The sequence below is a fragment of the Bradyrhizobium sp. genome (genome assembly GCF_016213215.1).
Classification (GTDB): domain Bacteria; phylum Pseudomonadota; class Alphaproteobacteria; order Rhizobiales; family Xanthobacteraceae; genus Bradyrhizobium.
This window is the reverse complement of sequence record NZ_JACRAW010000115.1, coordinates 1-19,633: the sequence shown is the minus strand read 5'-3', so window position 1 is coordinate 19,633 and position 19,633 is coordinate 1. Positions and strand designations below refer to the sequence as shown.

Below are 19,633 nucleotides of genomic sequence, written 5' to 3'. Positions count from 1 at the left end.
CATCAAGTTCAAAACCACGGAGAGCCTCATGGCAAAAGTACTCGTCCTCTACTATTCCTCCTACGGCCATATCGAGGCGATGGCGAACGCGGTAGCCGAAGGGGCGCGCGAAGCCGGCGCCACGGTCGACATCAAGCGCGTGCCGGAACTGGTGTCGCCCGAGGTCGCCAAGGCATCGCATTACAAGCTCGATCAGGCCGCGCCGGTGGCGAGGATCGAGGAACTTGCGAACTACGATGCAATCATCGTCGGTACCGGCACCCGCTTTGGTCGAATTGCGTCGCAGATGGCAAACTTCCTCGATCAGGCCGGCGGGCTGTGGGCCAAGGGCGCGCTGAACGGCAAGGTCGGCGGTGCCTTTACCTCGAGCGCAACCCAGCACGGCGGCCAGGAGACCACGCTGTTCTCGATCATCACCAACCTGCTGCATTTCGGCATGGTGGTGGTCGGCCTGAACTACGGATTCGCCGGCCAGATGAAGCTCGATGAGATCACCGGAGGCGCGCCCTATGGCGCCACCACCATCACCGGCGGCGACGGCAGCCGGCAACCCAGCGCCAACGAGCTGGCAGGCGCACGTTATCAAGGACGCGTGATCGCGGAGACCGCGAACAAACTGCATGGCTGATGCGATGCGGGCGGCATTCTTTTTTGCGAATGCCGCCCCCATTTCCCGCCGGCACCGAAGGAGAAGGTAATGGTCGAAATTCTGCTGATTGCCCAGTTGATCCACAAGCCGATGCAGGTCATGGCGCGGCGCTGGTATTGCCGCGGACTGTCTCGCGCTTCACGCGGGCGACTGCACTGCGCCGACTGCACTCGTTCGTGAGCCGCGCGTGATCAACGGCTCGCAGTCGGCCGCGTCTGATCCGGCTCGCACTCAGTTGTCCTCGCGCGGCGCAGGCCTGCCGAGCGCGCGGCTGATCCATTCGGCAAGCCGCGGATAGCGCCGCAATTCCTGGGCGGCACGGTCACGCAGAACGAGAGGAATTCCCCGCCAGCCGATTGCAGCGCTGACGTCGGTCAGCGGCAGCGGCGTTGCACCGAACCGGCGCTTGTAGACGAAATTGCCGATGCTGAGGTCGAACTCACGCACACCGTCTGCGTGCAAAGCAGCCATGGTCCGCTCGGTGATGAGCCGGCTCGGCGAACAATGCGACCATTTCTTTCCAGCGTTGCTGATGCGCAGGAACACGAAATTGCTCTCGCGCCGGATACCGAGAACCGTTGCCACCACGCCTTCGTCGCAACTCAAGGACGACACGACGGCATAGCCTTCCTTGAGTCCGCGCTTCACCAGATCCCGATAGAACTTGCCCCAGCTCCCGTCGTTCAGGATGAACGACTCGCCGATCGACTCCATTCGCGCTTCCTGCTGCGCATCCATGACGTCGATCAACCGCAGGGCCTCTTCCGTGTCGTTGATCATCCTGAAACCGGCGCCCGGATAGCGATTGAAGACGCGCCAGCTTCGCGGCAGCTGCATCCGCTTGATCGAGGCCCGGTAGGTCTCGAAATCGTCATCGACCTCGATGATGTTGCCGTTCAGCGAGCACGACCCGATGCGCCCCAAAGCCACCAGCGGATTCGGCCTGCCGTCGATTTTGGCCGGCATCTTCTGCATCCGGATCAGATCCACGCGTTCGGGCAACCGGCGCAACGCGGCATGCAGCGCCCGGGCCATGGCGTGCATGGCTTCGGGGTCGCGCGGCGCACCCGCGCCCAGTATCGGCGCATTGTAGTCGGTTAAACCGAGGTCGGCGAACTCGACCAGACGAACGCCGTGCTGCTCGCGGCAGATCAGCGGCACCAGCGCAACGTTGCGCTGCGTAGCGGCGTCCGAGATCAGGGCGATCAAGGGGGAGGCGCGATCGAACGCGCTGTACCATGCATCCAGCCACTGCTTGTGCTGGAAGGCTGTGCCGTAACCCGAACCGTCCCAGAGGGCGCAGGCCAGATTCCAGTCACGCACAAATTCGACGCGGAACTCGGAAGCGGTTGATGCTGCCCGCACCTCGGCCCTTCCAAGCTCCCAGACGGCCATCTCGTTCACTTTATCTTACCTTCTTTCGCACTCTCGTGCTTGTCCCGCGATCGCTTGGTCCGGTTGGGGTGTTCGTCGCAGGTTGCTGTCGCATACCGTCACACCACCAGCTGCCGTCCCGATCTGGGACGGCACGTGGCGCTTACCGGACTATCTGGCAATTTGAGTGCCTCGGACCGGCGCTCTCGCTTACCGGAAGCTAATGTCTGCACGGTATGGCTAACGGGACACCGTCCCTCAGGCGCACAGCTCCACGATGGCCTCAGAACCTGCATATCAGGCGCTCTTCCTGACCGCCGGACCGCAGATGCACTGCGGCGTCGGTCAGTTCACCCGCAAGCTTTGCGAGACCGTCGGCAAGCTCGAACCTGGCGGCGTCGCCACGTTAACCTTGACGCGGACGGAAGGAACGCTGGCCGACATCTGGAGCCGTGTCGGATCTGCACGCAATGTGGTGTGCAACTTCCCGATCGTGGCCTGGAAGCGCGTGATCGCGAGGCCGCTGCTCGCGCTGGCGATGGCGCGGCTGCGCGGCAGGCGCGTCATCCTGATGCAGCACGAATGGGCAGGCCTGCACTGGATGCGACGGCTGACCTACGTTCCGGCACTGCTCCTTGCCGATACAATCGTGATGTTCTCGCCGCTGGTTCGCCGCGAGCTCGCCGCCGACCGCCTCGTCGGCTGGACGGCTCGCAAGTGCGTGCTGGCCCCCTTGCCTCCGAACCTCCCGGCACCGGCCGCAATTGCCGAATCCGAGCTGCGGCAGCGGCTCGCCGATGCCAGGAAGCAGGGGCGGCTCGTCATCGGCCATTTCGGGTCGATCTATCCAGGCAAACAGCCCAATGCGCTGCTGTCGATCTGCGCCGCCCTCAAGCAACGCGGCCTGAAGCCGGTGATCGTCTATGTCGGCTCGTTCATCCGCGGCATGGACCGGATCGAGCAGGAGTTCTATGCCCGCGCCGCCGAGCTCGGCCTGACGGACGACGTCATCGTTAGCGGTTACGTCGCTTCCGATCACGAGGTGTTCGGCATCTTCAACCAGGTCGACGCGTTCTGCTATCCCCTCGAAGAAGGCATCAGCGCACGACGATCCAGTATTCTCGCCTGCGCGCAATCGGGCCGTCCGCTGATCGTCACCGGTCCGGCAGAGGCGGATGAATTCGACCATCATCCGAGGTTCAAGGAGCTGATCGACCGCGGCGCCATCATTCTGGTGCCGCGCGGCGCCACCGAAGCGGCCTATGCGGACGGCATCGCAGCCGCGGTCACGCGGCACTCGGTACGGGTACCGTTCGACTTCGACGCCTGGTGGCGCGACGTCGCCGAGGCGACGCGGGCACAATTCGCGAACTGACCTGAAAAGCCGCCTACCCGACCGCCTTGAAGCGGGCGAGATAGTGCAGGCCGAACACAGCGAGCAGGAAGGTGAACCACAGTGGATCGGAGCGGTCGAGGAAGAAGCTCTCGAGCGAGGAGAGGTAGAGTCCGAACAACCAGATGCGCAACAGCGCCATCGCCAACGGGCCGTTGTTGCCGCCTTCGTCGGCAAGCTGAAAGTCGCGCAGCGGCGTGATGACCACTGCGAAAATCAACAGGAGGAGCCCCGGCAGCCCCATGCCCAGGGCCGTGTCGAGATAGCCGTTATGACTGTGCGAGGCGGTTTCCGCCCATTCCTTGCCTTCGGGAAGGCTGCGGACGGTATCGGAGCCCCAGAACGCCGCAAAGCCGTAGCCCGTCGGCAGGCGCTCCTGCAGCGACTGCAGGGCAAAGGTCCAGATGTCGGTTCGGCCGGTGAAGCTGGTGTCGAGCGGCAGATGCTGGACGAGCTCGGCGAACAGCGGGCTTATCACCGTTCCGATGCTGAGCAGGTTGAGCACCACGAGCGGCGTCACCAGCATCACCATGCGCAAGCCGTAGCTGCGCACGATCGAGGTCAACGACGTCACCACCAGCACGGCGATTGCCAGCACCGGCGCGCTCTTGCCCGAGGTGTTCAGCAAGAACACCGACGCCAGCGCCAGGATCGCAACGCCCGAGATCCAGGCGCCGGACCGGACGATGTAGATGCCGATGAACAGCAGCATCGCCATGATGCCCGCGGCCATGTTCTTGTGGCCGAATGCGCCGCGCCAATCGCCCGCAAGCTGCGGCTCCTGGGTATCGCTGGCGAGGTGGATCGATAGTTGCGGGGCGAACAGGATGCCGAGATAGCACACCACCAGCAGCACCAGGGCCGCGACACTGAACCAGCGCATCAATTCGTGCTGCGATTTTGGCAGCAGCATGATGGCCGCGGCGACGCCGATCACGCAAACGGTCAGGCTGACGCGGCGGATCGACGTGCCGGGGTCAAGCGACAGCACCACGGTGATGGCCAGCCACGCGGCGAACAGCATGAAGGGCGGTGAAAGCAGGGTGGCGATGCCGCGCATGTTGTCGCGCATCGCAAGCGCGACCGTCATCACCGCGAGACAGCCGAAGGTGATATAGGTCGGCGCCTCGTTTCCGGTCGTGGTGTCCTTGAGCTGCTGGTCGCCGAGGTCTACGAACGGACGCAGCGAAATCCAGGCCAGCAACACGGCGCCGATGAACGCAGCGCCGCGCACAATGTCCATCACCTGCTGGCGCCGCATTCCCGACAGGACGGCACGGAACTCCGAGCTGGTGACGAGCTCGCTCACGTGATCTTCGAGGCCTTGTAGGGTTGCGGCTCGATGCCGAGCGCCGCCAGCGCACTGCCGAGGGCGACGACAATCGGATGCAGCGCGGTCAATGCCTCCCGCCTGCTCAGCGCGACACGAACGGCCCGAAACAGCGACAGCGGCAACCTGGCCAGCACCCTTGCGAACAGCGCCACCCGGGACCACGGCGTCTGCGCCCACTTGCGCTGGACATGGTAGTTGATGGCGCCGATCCGCAGGCCGCGGATGGCGATCCAGCGGGTACTGGTCCGCACTTCCGGCACGGTCTCGGTGATCACGGCTTCGGCGACCCAGTGGAATTTCATGCCCGCCTGCCGGCACTGCTCGAAGAAGTCGACGTCGCCGCCGCCGAGATAGTTGAAACGCAAGTCGAAAGCTGGCGCGCCCAGCGCATCAAATACCCTGCGGGTGATCAGGCAATTGCCGCAGCCATAGATGACCGGCACCGGGCCGGTCCGGTCGTAGAAGGGAGCAAACGCCGGGTGGCTCTGAAGCTTCTGCTTAGATCCGTTGTCGAACACAGGGAAGACCGGGCCGCCCACTACATCCGCATCGGCCGTCTCAGCGGCGCGAACCATCAATTCGAGCCATTCGGACGAGGCGACCTCGTCATCGTCGATCATCAGGAAATGCGCTGCGTCGGGGAAGATCGCGAGCGCGGTCTCGAAAGCGGCGTTGATGGCGTGGCAGTTGCCCTGCTGCTGCTCCACCACGCAAACGCCGGGAAACCTGCCGCCGCGCAGGAATTCAGCCGCAACGCCGGCGCCCTCGGCTCCAATGGCGTCGTTGTCGACGATCACCACGGCGAAGCGGCGGGTCGTGAGCTGCTGGGCCAGCGACTCCAGGGTCTTGCGCAGGTGCTGCGGGCGACGAAAGGTCGGAATGCAGACGACCGTCGTCATCGACGGGTCCAGCGCCGGAGAAGCGGCGACCCAGGCGCGGACGGAAAGCGATCGGTTCGTGGGGATTGGCGTCGGCAGGCGGTCGAGCATGTCAGTACGCATTCTTCTTGAAAACGGTCTCGTCGCGTCCAGACGCATCGTCTTTCGAGATCGGGACAGAATTGTCCCGATCTGATCGACGGGTTCGGATCGCCGGAACCTAGGCCATGGTGGTTGCAATATTCGGTCCGCCACCTGCCTTGGCGCTGCCGAAGCCTGCCTATGGTTAACTCAGTCCGAAGATGGCGGCAGCAAGCCGGCCCCGCCCATTAGTGGCGGCCGGCGAAGAGCTTCCTGAACAGCCGTTGCGACTGCGGAAACTGGTTGTTGTCGATCTGGGTTGGCCACAGGCCGTTCACGTCGAAGTAGGCCGCGTAAGCGATGAGGGATTCGTTCTGTACGAACCAGGCGTGCATTCGCTCGATGAAGAACGGATTATCGCCGAAATTGCCGACGCCCCATTCGGGATAGCTCATCTGCTTGCCGTGCCGGGCGGCAAAGTCGCGCTGCCACTCCAGTCCGAACGGTGCGTTCAGATAGAACCCGTTCCAGCGTTCCTCGGCCGTGCCCTCATACTTGAAATCATAGACGTCGAGGCCGATGTAATCGACGACGTCGTCGCCGGGATAGGCGAGGTCCGCAGGTGATTCCTGCGGTCCCCAGCCCGGACACCAGTCGAACCTGAACTCGCCGGAGTGTCGCCGGAAGATCGCGACCACGCGGCGGAAGGCGGCGACGTAGTCGGCTTCATGACCGCCGGCGAACCACGCCATCTGGGCAAGGTTCATCTCCCAGCCGAGGCGGATGATCGCCCGGGGCTGCCCTTCGGCAATCGCGCGGGCGGCGGCTTCGAACTCGGCGTCATGGCGCCCGTCCGCGACGTCCGAAAGCGGCGTGCCTTTCATCGTCAGCGGCACGGACCACACGACATTCCGCGAGGGATTGAGCTTCTTCCAGAGACCCGGCACCCAGGTCCAGCGATGGAAATCGTCCCAGGTCGAATCGGCATAGAAATCGATTGCAAGCACGGAAGACGGTTTCTGCTTCAGCCACTTCTCCCAGGACTGGAGCGTCGGCTCGCGCCCTTCGCCCTGCCATTTGACGAAGGCACCGGCGAGCTTGGGCGGCATCGCGCTCGAAGGCGAATCGTTGGCTTCCTCGCGCGCGCCGGCACCCGAGGCGCCCACAGCGACGACCAGGACCAGGGCGAGTGCGGCGTGCCAGATACGATCTTTGTGCTCAGTTCGAGACATCGTCAGCCTTGGCCATGCGCTTGACGAAATGCGCGGCAAGCCGTCGAGCCACCTCGACCGAACCTTTCATCGTGAGATGCCCGGCATCGAACTGCATCGGGGTGTCGCCTTCGGCAAATTCGTCGCACTGGCCACGGCCGCACATCGCGTCATAAACGGAAAGATAGCTGGCGCCATGCGCGGTCACCATCTGACCCATCTTCACGTCGCGCTCCTGAATGCCTGGTGTGCGCATACGGCCGGCGATTGCCGGATTGCCGCGCAGGATCTCGTCGGCGAGAAGGCGCGGCAGCGCGCCGTCATATTCCACGATCGGACCGAGGACGGCAACGTCGAGCCCGCGCGCCTTCAGCGCATCCAGCGTCCGCTCCAGGCCGGGAAGGTCCTCATCCTTCCACGAGGCCGCGAGCAGGACCTTGTCGATCCGGTTGTTGACGAGAAAATCGTCAAACACGAACCGCATGAGCTTGGGACAGGCGCGCGTATCCAGCAGCGAAACGCCGGATATGGCCGGACGGCACATGCTGACGGTGGCCTGCATGACGTTCACCTCTGGCAAGGCCGAGGTGAGGCCGAACCAGAGATGCGCGGCGTGGCTGTCGCCGACGAGCAGATAGTTCGGCCGCGTCGCGTCGAGCTTGAGGCAGGATTCCAGATCGAGCTGTTGGCGGTTGGTCGCAAGAAAGCAGCGCCCGGTACGGAACTGGCCGGACGGATCGTAGGCAAGAAAGGAGGCGATCGAGACCACCCGCTCGGGGAAGCGGAACGGCGCGCCCTTGACGACGAGGACCAGGCCGCACAGCGCCAGCGTCGAGGCCATGGCCGTCGACGCTGTTCCGAACACAATCGCCTTGGATCGCGTCTTCGCCATCGCACGGAACGGCGTCTCGATATATTTCCACGACAGGTAGGCGACGCCTATCGAGATTGCGACCAGCACCACCTTGGTCAACCCGGCAGGCCCGAGCGAGAACACCGCGTCGGTGCGCTCGAAAACGATGAACGGCCAGTGCCACAGATAAAGCGAATAGGAGATCAGGCCGATGAAGACGATCGGCCGCCATGAAAGCAGTCGTCCCGCGAGCGAAACCCCAGCTTCGCTGGAAGCGATCACCAGCGCCGCGCCCAGACCCGCGAGCGACGTCATCAGGAGCAGCGGCACCGAGGGGGAGCCAAGAAAGATGACGCCGAGCAGCAGGAACAGGCCGGCGATTCCGCATACGTTCCTCACCCATTCGCCTTGGGGCGCCGGAATGAACCTGATCGACAGCAGGGCCCCGAGCGCCAGCTCCCAGGCGCGCAACGGCGTCAGATAGAACACGAAGGCCTCGTTGCGGTAGCTGACAACGAAGGCTGCCGCGAAAGAAACGAGGGCGGCCCCCGCAAACAGCAGCTTGGCCCGCTTCGGCACGAAGCGATAAGCAAACAGCATGAAGAGCGGCACCACGAAATAGAACTGCTCCTCGACCCCGAGCGACCAGGTGTGCAGCAGCGGCTTGGTCTCGGCGGGCGCGTCGAAATAGCCGGCTGTGCCGGCGAAGTAGACGTTCGAGACCGAGAACACCGCGCTCGCAAGACTCCTGGCGTAATCTTCCAGCTCGACGGGCAGCAGGTAGGCGTAGGCGAGAACGCTTGTGACCGCGAACATGGCGAACAACGCGGGCAGGATGCGCAGGATTCGCCGCTTGTAGAACTGACCGAGTGAGAAGCATCCTTTGGCGATATCCGCGTCGATCATTCCGCAGATCAGATAGCCGGAAATGACGAAGAAGATATCGACGCCGACGAAGCCGCCGGAAAAGCCGGGAATCCCTGCATGGTAGAACAGCACGGGAAGTACGGCGAGCGCGCGCAGGCCGTCGATGTCGGGACGGTATTTCATCAATCTCGCTCCAGCCTGGTGCGGCGAGATCGGCGAACGGCGGCCGTCTCAAAGACGGACAACCCGCAGAACGGGATTGTGCCGAAACGGGGCTGCGCCATTGCTAACGCCGCGCTGCCAGACCATCTCGGGCGAAAATGCGCCTCTGTCTTCATACTTCCAAACCTTCGTCGAGGAGATCGGCGATTCCCGGCCGCTTCTGCAATATCCGGTCCAGCCATTCGGCTCCTGACGACGACGGTCGCATCATGGTTACCGCTCGCCCTTGATACCGGCCACTTTGAGGCCTTTCGCCTCCGTAGACCGCTCGCGCTGACACGGGCGGTGTTGCAAATGCGGACAGGCCGGACAGTCGCGCGCGTGCATGCCGAAGGGGTCGTTCGCCAATGCCTTTTCGCAGCACGCGCGGGAGCGGGTTTGCTGGGGCTGATTCGCTTGATGGGCCTACAGTTCGCGAAATTAACCCTTCCAGCGTCGCGCTCCGGAGTTTGGGTCCATCCGGCACCGATCTTGCTGACAGGTTCCTCGAGTCATCAAAGCCTCGAAAACGACGGCCGAAGATGTTGCTGCCGGAGCTTATTGTAAATGAACCCCGTCGCGTTGCTGACCCCGACCTACAGGCGCGATCTGGAATTGTGCACCCTGCTTTGCGAGAGCGTGGACCGCCACGTCACCGCGTTCTCCAGGCATTACCTGCTCGTGCCCGATTGCGACGAGGCCATCTTCGCGCCGCTTGCAAGCGAGCGCCGAGTCGTGCTGCCGGCCTCGCGCTTTCTGCCCGCCTGGCTCCGGCCGCTGCCGTCCGTCATCCAGCGCAAGCGACGCCAGTTCTGGTGGTCGTTGCGGGCGAGCCCCGTGAGCGGCTGGCATGTGCAGCAGATCCTGAAGATCGCGGCCAGTGCCTCCCTGCCCGAACAGCGGTTCTGCATCCTTGATTCGGACGTGGTGTTCTTCCGCAAGTTCGACCTGACGCCGTTCGAACATCCAAACGCAATTCCGCTCCTCAACATCGTGAACGGGGTGACGCCGGGTCTGCTGCGCCATGTAGCCTGGATTGAGACCACCCATCAGCTGCTGGGCTATCCGGTACCGAACCTGCCGGCCTCCGACTTTATCGGCCACCTCATCTTCTGGGACCAGGAGACGGTCCGAGAAATGATCTCGCGCGTCGAAGCCATCGGCGATTGCGAATGGGTCGAGGCACTGTGCCGGGTCCGCAACTTCTCCGAATACATGCTGTACGGCTACTTCGCCCAGACCGTCAGAAAGGCGCGCGCCCGCCACATCCCAGTCGCGACCACGCCCTGTCTCAGCTACTGGGACGAACCGACGCTCGGTAAGGACGAATTGCATTGCCTGCTGCAGCGCGCCGACAGCAATGATGTCGCTTTCTCCATCGCCTCCTTCTCCGGCACGCCGGTCAAGACCATTCGCGCGGTCATCGCCGAGAACGAGGCTCCGCTCGCGCCCGCCAATTTCAGCGGCAAGGATGCCGAGGTCGCATTGTCATGCTGATTGGCCAGGCCAGCCTCTATCTGATCGCCAACGCGGTCTCAGCCTTGGTCGGGCTGGTGAGCGTGTGGGTCTTCACACGCCTGTTCTCGCCGCACGACTACGGCATCTACCTGCTCGGCGTGGGCTTCGCTGCCGTCGTCAGCGTGTTCCTGGGGGGCTGGTTTCGCAACCTGATCATGGGCGGGCAGGCCCGCAATGACGGGACCGACGTTCGCGGCACCGTGATCGCCGGATACACGCTCTGCTGCTTGTTGACTCCGATCGCCTACGGCATCGCCCGACTTGTCGGGCTGGAGACGGAAGCGGCGATCGCCGCGGTCGTATTGGCTGTTGCCATCGGGCTGTTCGAATTGAACCAGGACCTGGCCAAAGCGCGCTTGCAGGCAAGCACGGTCATGATCGCGACCGTGGTGCGCGCCGTCTCGGCGGTAGGTCTCGGCATAGCCGTTGCGCTTCTCGGCGCGCAGGGCGTCCTGCTGTTGCTGTCGTCCGCCGCCGCCTATCTGCTCGCCGTCCTGATCCGGTCGCGCCGGACCTGGCACGGCACGATCATCACCTTCCGCCGTGCCGAACTTCTGCAGGCGGCCCGGCAAGGCCTGCCGCTCACCCTGTCCTTGACCCTGCTCGCGATTGCCAGCGTTACCGACCGCTTCATGGTCGGAAACCTCGTCGGGGCGGCAGCGGCCGGAAAGTATATCGCCGCACAGGATCTGGTCCGACAGACCCTGATGCTGCCGGCCATGAGCGCCGCGTCGGCCTTCGTGCCGCTATCGGTGCAGATTCGGACTCATGAGGGCGATGCGGCGGCGCGAAGTCACCTCGCCGAATGCGCCGAGCTACTGCTGAGCATCACGCTGCCGGTATGCCTGGGCTTTGCCATGATTGCCTCGCATGTCGCCAACGTCGTCCTGGGACCGGAATTCCGCGACCTTGCCGCCGAGATCATGCCGATCATCGCGGTGGCGGTGATCTTCCAGATCCTCACCCAGCAGTATCTGCACAACAGCTTCCTGCTGTCGGGGCGCAACAGCTTCTATCTGATCAATACCTTCTCGATTATCGCCGCCAATGTCATCCTGTCCTACGTCCTGGTCGGGCACTACGGCACCATAGGCGCGGCGTGGGCACGGCTCGGAGCCGACGCGATCGGCCTCGCCACGGCACTCGCCCTCACCCGCCGGGCCTATCCGATCCCGATTCCGCTGCGCCGGTTTGCGCTCACGATTATCGCCGGGCTGATCATGTCGCTGGTGGTCGGCGCGCTCGATCGCAACCTCCATGTGGCGGACCTGACCGCCTGCATCCTGCTTGCCGGAGCCGGGATGATCGTCTGCGCAGTGCTGTACTGGCTGCTCGACATCTCCAAGACCCGCGCGCGCGCCAGATACGGCCTTGCGCTGTGCCGGACCAAACTCGTCAATCTGAACATCGGGCAGTGAACGAATGCCACAAACAGCAGCACTCGATCTCGACGACACCGTTCCTTCCATCGCGCCCGCTGAACCGGCCGCGAAGCCGCAGCTTGCGCCCACCTTGCCGCGGGCGCTTCTTGATCTCGCGCCCGGCGAGGCGCGCGACAGCCTGCTCAGGATCCACACCCTTCTCGTCGCCGAACTGCCGAAAGGCAACCTCGCCATCTACGAAGCGGGCGGCGGCTCCACGAGCTTCCTTCCCCTCAACGTCCTCGATCGCGCCCGTATCACGGTAGTCGACATCGACGAAGACCAGATCCGCAATAACGACTATGCGCAGGAGCCGATCCTGGGCGACATCCAGACCCATCGCTTCGCGCCCGACAGCTTCGATCTGGTCATCTGCTACAACGTCATCGAGCATCTGCCCGATGTCGAAGCGGCGCTGACTAATTTCTGCGAGGCGCTCAAGCGCGGCGGGCTGATCCTGATCGGCGCGCCCAATCCGCGCTCCCTGTCCGGCGTCGTCACCCAATACTCGCCTCACTGGTTCCATGTCTGGTTCTACCGGTATGTGCGCGGCATCAAGGAGGCGGGCAAACCAGGCCAAGCGCCGTTTCCGACCTTCTTCCATTCGCTGGTGACGCCTTCCAGGCTCGAAGCCTTCGCCCGCGCGCATGGGCTCGAGGTGATCTACCGCAGGGAGGTCGAGAGTCCGCGATTTCCGGAAATGCGCGCGCGCAAGCCGCTGCTTGCCGCCTTGGTCGACGCGCTCGCCGCCACGCTGAACATGGTGCTGCCCGGCAAGACCGACGTCCGCCGCGGCGACTATCACATCGTCCTGCGCAAGCGCTGAGCCGCCAACATGGTGCACCATCGCATCCGCACGAGAGCAGAAGAGGGGTCGCCGATCGGCGGCATCCCGCGGACGCGCGCCGTGCACGAAGCACGACGCACTAACGAAGCATTAAGCTTTGAAAGCAGCTGGAGCGCAGCACTTCACAGGCGCGGAACCCGCGGCGGGCCAAGGCCCTTAAACGCTTTGTTTGCCAATTCGGTGAATAGTCCCTCAATGGGTATGGTTAATTTTTCCTGTTGCATTGACCCGGTGCCGGTCCCGGCTCGCGTGACCCGAAGAGCAGCCCCTCAGCCGAAGCGTATGACAGTTGCAATGGAAGCTGGGGCTCATGCTTGACTATGATCAGCCGATAGATCGCGCCGAGCCGGCGACCCGATCCGCGCCGAAACCGCTGGCAGGACTCAGCGTGGCTGAGCTCTCGCGCCTGGTCTGGCGGCGCAAGGCGATGATCGCGAGCGCCGGCCTGATCTGCGCCTGCCTCGCCGTCGTGATCGGCAAGAACCTTCCACCGCGCTATACGGCGACCGCCCAGCTTTATGTCGATCCGCGAGAGCTGCAGCTCGTCGATCGCGAGTTGACCCCGCGCGCCCAGGACGTCTCGGGCATGGCCATGGTGGTGGAGAGCCAGGCCCGCCTGATCACGTCGAACGGCGTGCTGCTGCAGGTTATCCGAGAGAACAACCTGGACAAGGATCCGGAGTTCGGAGGCGTCGGCGGCGGTGGCGCAAAGGGGCTGCTCTCGTCGCTGTTCGGCGGCGAGCCCCGCCCGGCCGACGAAGACAAGGCGGCGCAGACCGCAGCGCTGGAGGCGCTGAACAAGCACATCACGATCCGCAAGACGGAACGCAGCTTCATCGTCGACGTGGAGGTGTGGTCGCAGGATCCCGCCAGGGCGGCGATGCTCGCCAACACCCTGGCCAAGGCCTATCTCGCCGAGTCCCGCAACTCGCAGGCCACCGCCGCGCGGCGCGCCACCACCGACCTGTCGAGCCGACTCAAGGAGCTGCGCGACCGTCTGCGCAATGCCGAGACCGCGCTCGCGACCTACAAGGCGCAGAACAACTTCGTCGGTACGCAGGACACGCTGATCAGCGACCAGCAGCTTTCCGCCAGCAACCAGCGGCTCGCCGCGGCCCGGGCCGCGACGCTGGACGCGCAGGCTAAATACGACCAGATCGAGGCAAGCCGCCGCGCCGCGACCGACGCCGGCGCGATCCCTGAAGCGCTGCAGTCGCCGACGATTGCCAACCTGCGCTCGCAATATGCCGATGCCCGCAAGCGCTACGCGGAGCTGGCGGCCGAACTGGGACCGCGTCACCCTTCGCTGCGCCAGACCGAGAAGCAGGTCGAGGATCTCAGGCGGACCATCAACGAGGAGATCGACCGTTTCGCCCAGGCCGCCAGGAACGACCTGACCCGCGCCCGCGACTATGAGGCATCGCTGAACAAGGCGCTGGAGACGCAGAAGCGCTACAGCGTCCAGCTGAGCCAGGCTTCGGTGCGGCTGCGCGAACTCGAACGCGAGGTCGATGCCAGCCGCGACGTCTATCAGGCCTTTCTCAAGCGATCACGGGAGACCGAGGAGCAGGAGAGCCTCAATACTTCGGCCGCACGCATCATCGGCGAGGCCACCATTCCGCAGCGGCGCACCTTCCCGCCCGGGATGAGCCTGCTCGCGATGCTCGGACTGCTGCTCGGGGCGCTTGCCGCTGCCGGCTGGGTGATCGCGGCCGACCGGCTGTCCTTCGACGCGACCGAGCCGGAACCTTCCAGGCGCGGACGCGCCGCCATGATGCCGACGCAAGCGACGGCCGCGCCGCCGCAGCAGGCACCGCTCGCCCTCATCGAAAAGCCGCTCATCGCGCGCCTGCAGGAAACCGACGTCATCCGTACGCTCGGCGCAATCCTCGCGATCGACGACACGATCGACCTCACCCGGCTGGGTTGGCCGACCCTGCGCCCGGGTTTCCCGTTGACTACCCTGCTCAACGCCTTGCGCGACATGCGGACCGCAGTCGTGAAGCGCTCGCCCGGCCACCCCGTTCCCGTGATTGCGATCGTCGGAGCGGGTAATGGCGAGGAACGCACCGTCGCAGCGCTCAACGTTGCTCTCGCGGCCGCGCGTGACGGCGCCAGGATCCTGATCATCGACGCCGACCACTCGGCCCAGCTGCTGTCGAACAGAATCGACAAACCCAACAGTGACGAGCCGAGCAGGTTTGGCTGGCTCTCACTCGGCAACAAGGGGCCGGGCGAGATCAAGACCGCGAACGAAATCTCGATCTTGCCGGCAGCGACGGCCGAAGCCGGCAAGGCCGCGGACACGATGATCAAGGCCATCGCCCAGGTGCGCTCCGCGGGCGGCTACGATTTCATCATCCTGGACGGGCCCGCCATGCCGGTCAGCGATGCCGATCGCAAGCTGCTTGATGGGGCCGACGGCCTGATCGCAGTGCTGCCGACCAGCCTCGATATCAACGACAGCATGGAAGACATCATCACCGCCCTTGGCGGCGCCGAGCGCAAGCTCGTCGGCGTCATCCTCAACGAACTCACTCCCGCGTCCGAGCCCCTCCCACAAGGCAAACAATATGCTTGAGCGCCGGGTCAACCCGATCGGCAGAGCCGCGACCGCCAGGGTGCCGCGAATTACGGTTGGCGGACTTCGGCTGGCCGTGCTCGATCTCCAGCAGACCGCCGATTTCATGATCGAGATGGCGAATCACCGGATCGGCCGTCCGCTGTACTTGACCTCGGCCAACGGCGAGGTGCTTGCCCGCTGCTCGACCGAGCCGATGACCGAACGGCTGTTCCGTGCCGCCGACCTGATCAACGCCGACGGACAGCCGCTGGTGACCGTTTCGCGGCTGAAATCCTGGACGCCACTGCCCGAACGCGTCGCGACCACCGACCTGTTTCATGTCGTGGCCCGGAAGGCGGCTGCGGCCGGACTGACCTTCTACATGTTCGGCGCCAGCGAGGAGGAGAACGCCGCCGCCGTCGCCAACGTCCGGAACATGCATCCGAACCTCAAGATCGTGGGGCGTTGCCACGGCTATCTGCGGGGCGAGGCGCTGCGGGCCAAGGTCCAGGAGATCAACCAGCTGGCTCCCGACTATCTGTGGGTGGCGCTCGGGGTTCCATATGAGCAGGCCTTTGTCGAGGAATATGCGCACTGCCTGTGCAACGTCGGTGTCATCAAGACATCGGGCGGATTGTTCAATTTCCTGTCGGGAAGCCGCCCGCGCGCGCCGCAATGGATGCAGAATGTCGGGCTCGAATGGGTCTGGCGCACCTTGTTGGAACCTCGTCGCCTGTTCTGGCGCTATTTGACCACCAACCCCCGCGCGCTTTATCTGTTGTTCAACCGCAGCAAGCCATTCGATCGCTGACCTTTTGGAGCTGACATGAAGGACCGACCGATCGTCCTCGTCACCGGCGGCGCTGGCTATATCGGCTCGCACTGCTGCAGGGCGCTGGCGGCGGCTGGTTACACTCCCGTGGTCTACGACAACCTGTCGACCGGTCATCGCAGCTTCGTCGCAGGGGAACTGGTGGTCGGTGACCTCCTCGACAAGGCGACGCTCGCGCAGGTTTTCACGCAGCGCAAGATCGCAGCCGTGATGCATTTTGCGGCCGCAAGCCTGGTCGGCGAGTCGGTTGCCGACCCGCAGAAGTACTACATCAACAACGTCACCGGGACGCTGTCGCTTTTGCAGGCGATGCGCGAGGCAAACTGCAGGCGCATCGTGTTCTCCTCGACCGGAGCGGTCTATGGCAACGCCGACAGCAAGGCGCTGCCGGAGGATTTTCCCTGCGCCCCGATCAACCCCTATGGCGCGTCGAAGCTGATGATCGAGCGCATGTTGGCCGACTACCGCGGGGCCTACGGCTTCGGGGCATTCTGCCTACGCTATTTCAACGCCAGCGGTGCCGACCCTGCCGGCGGCATCGGCGAATTGCGGGACAATGAGACCCACCTCATTCCCCGCGCCATGATGGCGCTGCAGGGCCATGTCGGCGACTTCGCCGTGTTTGGCGAGGACTACGACACGCCCGACGGCACCGCCATTCGCGACTACATCCATGTCACCGACCTTGCGGCGGCGCATGTTGCCGCGTTGAATCTGCTGCTGGAAGGCCATTCCGGCGGCGCCTTCAACCTCGGCACGGGCTCGGGTTTTTCGGTGCGCGAGATTCTCGCGGCGATCAATGCCGAGACCGGGCGCGAAGTGCCCCACGTCGTCAGGCCGCGGCGTCCCGGCGATCCCACCTACCTGGTCGCTGATCCGGCTGCGGCGCGCAAGGTCCTGCGCTTCACTCCCCGCCACTCCGAGCTTGCGACGATCATCCGCACCGCCTGGGCCTGGCACCAGAGAGCGCACCCGCTGAAGACGCGTTGATCGGCAACAGGGCTCGCGTTCGTCATCGCCGGTTGACTGACCACTTCGATCGTGGCGAGGTTCACCGTGACTCCGCAGCCGCGTCTACTTCACGACGTCCGCGCCGGCCTTGCAGATCACGGCGTCCTGATCGCCGGTGCCGCCACTGCAGCCGATAGCGCCGATGACCTTGCCGCCTTCCACCAGGGGAAATCCGCCGGGGCTCGCGACAAGCATCGGATCGAGCGTTGCGAGATAGGGCTGACCCGTTTGGATGGCATTGAAGAACGCGCGCGTCTCGCGACGGTATCGCGCCGACGTGCGCGCCTTGCCGATCGAGACGTTCCCGGATCCGATCTGCGCGCCCTCCATACGCGAGAAATGGACGACCTCGCCGTTGGTGTCGACCACGGCGATATTCATCTTCCAGTTCCGCTTGCTGGCCTCGGCCTCCGCGGCCGCCATCACCTGCTTGGCCTTTTCCAGCCCGATCGATAGCCCGTAGGGAATGTCAAACGGTACCTTATCCGGCGTCCCGCCGCCGGATGGTGGCGGGGGCGGTGCAGCCGGAGTTGGCGTCTGTGCCAGCGCCGGACCGCACAGGGCCGCAGTTGCGAAGACGGCTACGGCCATCAGATTGATCGATCGCATGACTTCCTCCCGTCTCTGTCTGGGCGCCTTGAGGCGGCGTGAGAGAGTTATGTTGCCGTCCGATGAGCTGACACGTAGCCAACACCGACTGGCACTCATTATTCCGATCAAAAAGCGCTACGCCTGCGCAGTCCGCGTCGGCGCTCGAAACGGTCCGCCCTCACACCGACGTGGAGCGCGCGAAATCGACGTAGATTTCGCGCAGCCGATTGGCCATCGGGCCCGGCGTGCCGGAGCCGACCTTCTTGCCGTCGATCGAGACCACTGCCTGGACGAACACGCTGGCGCTGGTGATGAAGGCTTCCTTGGCAGCGAGCGCTTCGGCAATCGAGAACGGCCGTTCCTCGACCTTGAGCTGGCGCTCCTCGGCCAACATCTTCACCGCCTTGCGGGTGCAGCCCGGCAGGATCGAGTTCGAGTTCGGCCGCGTTACGATGACGTCGTCCTGGGTCAGGATGAAGGCCGACGACGAGCCGCCCTCGGTGACAAGGCCATCCTCGATCATCCACGCCTCGCCGGCACCGGCCTCGGCGGCGGCCTGCTTGGCCAACACCTGCGCCAGCAGCGCCACGCTCTTGATGTCGCGCCGCGCCCAGCGAATGTCGGGCACCGTGATCACGCCGATGCCGGTCTTGGCCGATGCGGCGTTGACGATGTCCTTCTCGGACGTGAACATGACGAGCGTCGGCTTCACGCCTTTGGGGAAGGCGAAATCGCGTCCCTTGTCCGCGCCGCGCGTCACTTCGAGGTACACCATGCCGTTGACCAGCTTGTTGCGCGCGATGAGCTCCTTCTGGATTTCCTGAATGCGCTGGATCGTTTCGGGCAAGGCCAGCGAAATCTCGCCGACCGAGCGCTCGAGGCGCGCCAGATGCGAGGCATTGTCGATAAGCTTGCCGTCAAGAACGGCCGAAACTTCGTAGATGCCGTCGGCAAACAGAAAACCGCGGTCCAGGATCGACACCTTGGCCTCCGAAAGCGGAACGAACGAGCCATTGACATAAGCGATCTGGTCCAAGGGTAGTCTCCTGTCGGGCAAACGGGCTGTGCTGGTTTCTATACGCAATTCGCTAGTGTCGATAAACCTCATTCGTCATTCCGAGGACGCCTCGAAGAGGCGAGCCGGAATGACGATCGCTGTTAGTGTGACAGGATCTTCGACAGGAATTTCTGAGCGCGTTCGCTGCGGGTCTTTTCGAAGAAGTCCGCCTTCGTCGCGTCCTCGACGATCTCGCCCTGGTCCATGAAGATCACCCGGTGCGCGACCTTCTTGGCAAAACCCATCTCGTGCGTGACGACCATCATGGTCATGCCCTCGCGGGCGAGGTCGACCATCACGTCGAGCACCTCGCTGATCATTTCGGGATCGAGCGCCGAGGTCGGTTCGTCGAACAGCATGGCAATCGGATCCATTGCCAGCGCGCGCGCGATGGCGACGCGCTGCTGCTGGCCGCCGGACAATTGCGCCGGGTATTTGCCCGCCTGCTCCTGGAGCCCGACCCGATCGAGCAGGCTCATGGCCTTGGCCGCCGCCTTGTCATGTGCCCGCCCGAGCACCTTCTGCTGGGCGAGGCAAAGGTTGTCGATGATGCGCAAGTGCGGAAACAGCTCGAAGTGCTGAAACACCATGCCGACGCGGGCGCGCAGCTTCGGCAGGTCGGTCCGCGGGTCGTTGACCTTGGTCCCGTCGACGATGATCTCGCCTTCCTGGAACGGCTCCAGCGCGTTGACGCACTTGATCAGCGTCGATTTTCCCGAGCCCGACGGGCCGCAAACCACCACCACCTCGCCCTTGGCGACGCTGGTGGTGCAGTCCTTCAGCACCTGGAAGCTCGGGCCGTACCATTTATTGACGTGACTGATTTCGATCATGCGGGGCTCAGGCGTTGCGGCGAATGGGGAATCACCTCTCCCATGGGGAGAGGTCGGCGCGCAGCGCCGTGTGAGGGGTCCTGCTCCAAAGACAGGTCGTAAACCCACACCCCGATAACT

At 64.2% G+C, this 19,633-nt stretch carries 17 protein-coding genes; 9 read left to right on the top strand and 8 right to left on the bottom strand.

The annotated features are described in order from the left end of the window. Window positions 1–28: 28 nt before the first annotated feature. Window positions 29–628, top strand: a complete 600-nt coding sequence (gene wrbA, locus HY852_RS20070; RefSeq protein ID WP_291606544.1) for an NAD(P)H:quinone oxidoreductase — start codon at window positions 29–31, stop codon at window positions 626–628. A gap of 69 nt (window positions 629–697) precedes the next feature. Further along, window positions 698–829, top strand: coding sequence for a hypothetical protein (locus HY852_RS20065; RefSeq protein WP_291606543.1), 132 nt, complete (start codon window positions 698–700; stop codon window positions 827–829). A 51-nt stretch (window positions 830–880) separates the two neighbouring features. On the opposite strand, the gene HY852_RS20060 is transcribed toward HY852_RS20065, so the two are convergent. Further along, the gene (locus tag HY852_RS20060) at window positions 881–2,044 is read right to left on the bottom strand and encodes a GNAT family N-acetyltransferase (protein WP_291606577.1); all 1,164 of its coding nucleotides are present in this window, start codon (window positions 2,042–2,044) and stop codon (window positions 881–883) included. 256 nt (window positions 2,045–2,300) lie between these two features. Here HY852_RS20060 and HY852_RS20055 point away from each other — a divergent pair, with 256 nt between their 5' ends. Continuing rightward, the gene (locus tag HY852_RS20055) at window positions 2,301–3,398 is read left to right on the top strand and encodes a glycosyltransferase (RefSeq protein ID WP_291606542.1); all 1,098 of its coding nucleotides are present in this window, start codon (window positions 2,301–2,303) and stop codon (window positions 3,396–3,398) included. 13 nt (window positions 3,399–3,411) lie between these two features. Here HY852_RS20055 and HY852_RS20050 read toward each other — a convergent pair whose 3' ends face one another. The 4 genes from HY852_RS20050 to HY852_RS20035 all read right to left on the bottom strand — a co-directional run bounded on the left by HY852_RS20050 (window position 3,412) and on the right by HY852_RS20035 (window position 8,822). Beyond that, complete coding sequence (locus HY852_RS20050; protein WP_291606541.1) at window positions 3,412–4,725, bottom strand: O-antigen ligase; 1,314 nt, start codon at window positions 4,723–4,725, stop codon at window positions 3,412–3,414. Further along, window positions 4,722–5,648: a glycosyltransferase gene (locus tag HY852_RS20045; RefSeq protein ID WP_291606575.1), complete on the bottom strand. Its 927-nt coding sequence runs from the start codon at window positions 5,646–5,648 to the stop codon at window positions 4,722–4,724. The genes HY852_RS20050 and HY852_RS20045 overlap by 4 nt, the downstream gene beginning before the upstream one ends. A 308-nt stretch (window positions 5,649–5,956) precedes the next feature. Continuing rightward, window positions 5,957–6,940 carry a hypothetical protein gene (locus HY852_RS20040; RefSeq protein ID WP_291606540.1) on the bottom strand — a complete coding sequence of 328 codons (984 nt, stop codon included), beginning with the start codon at window positions 6,938–6,940 and terminating at the stop codon, window positions 5,957–5,959. Further along, on the bottom strand, window positions 6,927–8,822 hold the full coding sequence (locus tag HY852_RS20035; protein ID WP_291606539.1) for an acyltransferase family protein: 1,896 nt from the start codon (window positions 8,820–8,822) through the stop codon (window positions 6,927–6,929). Before HY852_RS20035 ends, HY852_RS20040 begins: the two co-directional genes overlap by 14 nt. Before the next feature lie 585 nt (window positions 8,823–9,407). On the opposite strand from HY852_RS20035, the gene HY852_RS20030 reads away from it, so the two are divergent. The 6 genes from HY852_RS20030 (at window position 9,408) to galE (ending at window position 17,011) form a co-directional block, all read left to right on the top strand. After that, window positions 9,408–10,337, top strand: coding sequence for a DUF6492 family protein (locus HY852_RS20030; protein ID WP_291606538.1), 930 nt, complete (start codon window positions 9,408–9,410; stop codon window positions 10,335–10,337). Then, window positions 10,331–11,776 (top strand): lipopolysaccharide biosynthesis protein, encoded by a 1,446-nt coding sequence (locus tag HY852_RS20025; RefSeq protein ID WP_291606537.1) that lies wholly within the window; start codon window positions 10,331–10,333, stop codon window positions 11,774–11,776. The genes HY852_RS20030 and HY852_RS20025 overlap by 7 nt, the downstream gene beginning before the upstream one ends. Before the next feature lie 4 nt (window positions 11,777–11,780). Then, on the top strand, window positions 11,781–12,605 hold the full coding sequence (locus tag HY852_RS20020; RefSeq protein ID WP_291606535.1) for a bifunctional 2-polyprenyl-6-hydroxyphenol methylase/3-demethylubiquinol 3-O-methyltransferase UbiG: 825 nt from the start codon (window positions 11,781–11,783) through the stop codon (window positions 12,603–12,605). Window positions 12,606–12,936: 331 nt separating this feature from the next. After that, complete coding sequence (locus HY852_RS20015) at window positions 12,937–15,207, top strand: exopolysaccharide transport family protein (protein WP_291606534.1); 2,271 nt, start codon at window positions 12,937–12,939, stop codon at window positions 15,205–15,207. Continuing rightward, window positions 15,200–16,000, top strand: coding sequence for a WecB/TagA/CpsF family glycosyltransferase (locus HY852_RS20010; RefSeq protein ID WP_291606533.1), 801 nt, complete (start codon window positions 15,200–15,202; stop codon window positions 15,998–16,000). Before HY852_RS20015 ends, HY852_RS20010 begins: the two co-directional genes overlap by 8 nt. Window positions 16,001–16,015: 15 nt before the next feature. Continuing rightward, the gene (gene galE / locus HY852_RS20005; RefSeq protein ID WP_291606532.1) at window positions 16,016–17,011 is read left to right on the top strand and encodes a UDP-glucose 4-epimerase GalE; all 996 of its coding nucleotides are present in this window, start codon (window positions 16,016–16,018) and stop codon (window positions 17,009–17,011) included. Between the two features lie 84 nt (window positions 17,012–17,095). On the opposite strand, the gene HY852_RS20000 is transcribed toward galE, so the two are convergent. The 3 genes from HY852_RS20000 to HY852_RS19990 all read right to left on the bottom strand — a co-directional run bounded on the left by HY852_RS20000 (window position 17,096) and on the right by HY852_RS19990 (window position 19,513). Then, on the bottom strand, window positions 17,096–17,641 hold the full coding sequence (locus tag HY852_RS20000; protein ID WP_291606531.1) for a heme-binding protein: 546 nt from the start codon (window positions 17,639–17,641) through the stop codon (window positions 17,096–17,098). A 160-nt stretch (window positions 17,642–17,801) separates the two neighbouring features. Continuing rightward, window positions 17,802–18,659, bottom strand: a complete 858-nt coding sequence (locus HY852_RS19995; protein ID WP_291606530.1) for a D-amino-acid transaminase — start codon at window positions 18,657–18,659, stop codon at window positions 17,802–17,804. Window positions 18,660–18,781: 122 nt separating this feature from the next. Next, window positions 18,782–19,513, bottom strand: coding sequence for an amino acid ABC transporter ATP-binding protein (locus tag HY852_RS19990; RefSeq protein WP_291606529.1), 732 nt, complete (start codon window positions 19,511–19,513; stop codon window positions 18,782–18,784). Window positions 19,514–19,633 lie beyond the last annotated feature (120 nt).

Bases quoted from the DNA above. Each gene is read 5' to 3' on its own strand.
- wrbA (WP_291606544.1), top strand. From the start codon at position 29: ATGGCAAAAGTACTCGTCCTCTACTATTCCTCCTACGGCCATATCGAG.
- HY852_RS20065 (WP_291606543.1), top strand. From the start codon at position 698: ATGGTCGAAATTCTGCTGATTGCCCAGTTGATCCACAAGCCGATGCAG.
- HY852_RS20060 (WP_291606577.1), bottom strand. From the start codon at position 2,044: ATGGCCGTCTGGGAGCTTGGAAGGGCCGAGGTGCGGGCAGCATCAACC.
- HY852_RS20055 (WP_291606542.1), top strand. From the start codon at position 2,301: ATGGCCTCAGAACCTGCATATCAGGCGCTCTTCCTGACCGCCGGACCG.
- HY852_RS20045 (WP_291606575.1), bottom strand. From the start codon at position 5,648: ATGACGACGGTCGTCTGCATTCCGACCTTTCGTCGCCCGCAGCACCTG.
- HY852_RS20040 (WP_291606540.1), bottom strand. From the start codon at position 6,940: ATGTCTCGAACTGAGCACAAAGATCGTATCTGGCACGCCGCACTCGCC.
- HY852_RS20035 (WP_291606539.1), bottom strand. From the start codon at position 8,822: ATGAAATACCGTCCCGACATCGACGGCCTGCGCGCGCTCGCCGTACTT.
- HY852_RS20030 (WP_291606538.1), top strand. From the start codon at position 9,408: ATGAACCCCGTCGCGTTGCTGACCCCGACCTACAGGCGCGATCTGGAA.
- HY852_RS20025 (WP_291606537.1), top strand. From the start codon at position 10,331: ATGCTGATTGGCCAGGCCAGCCTCTATCTGATCGCCAACGCGGTCTCA.
- HY852_RS20020 (WP_291606535.1), top strand. From the start codon at position 11,781: ATGCCACAAACAGCAGCACTCGATCTCGACGACACCGTTCCTTCCATC.
- HY852_RS20015 (WP_291606534.1), top strand. From the start codon at position 12,937: ATGCTTGACTATGATCAGCCGATAGATCGCGCCGAGCCGGCGACCCGA.
- HY852_RS20010 (WP_291606533.1), top strand. From the start codon at position 15,200: ATGCTTGAGCGCCGGGTCAACCCGATCGGCAGAGCCGCGACCGCCAGG.
- galE (WP_291606532.1), top strand. From the start codon at position 16,016: ATGAAGGACCGACCGATCGTCCTCGTCACCGGCGGCGCTGGCTATATC.
- HY852_RS20000 (WP_291606531.1), bottom strand. From the start codon at position 17,641: ATGCGATCGATCAATCTGATGGCCGTAGCCGTCTTCGCAACTGCGGCC.
- HY852_RS19990 (WP_291606529.1), bottom strand. From the start codon at position 19,513: ATGATCGAAATCAGTCACGTCAATAAATGGTACGGCCCGAGCTTCCAG.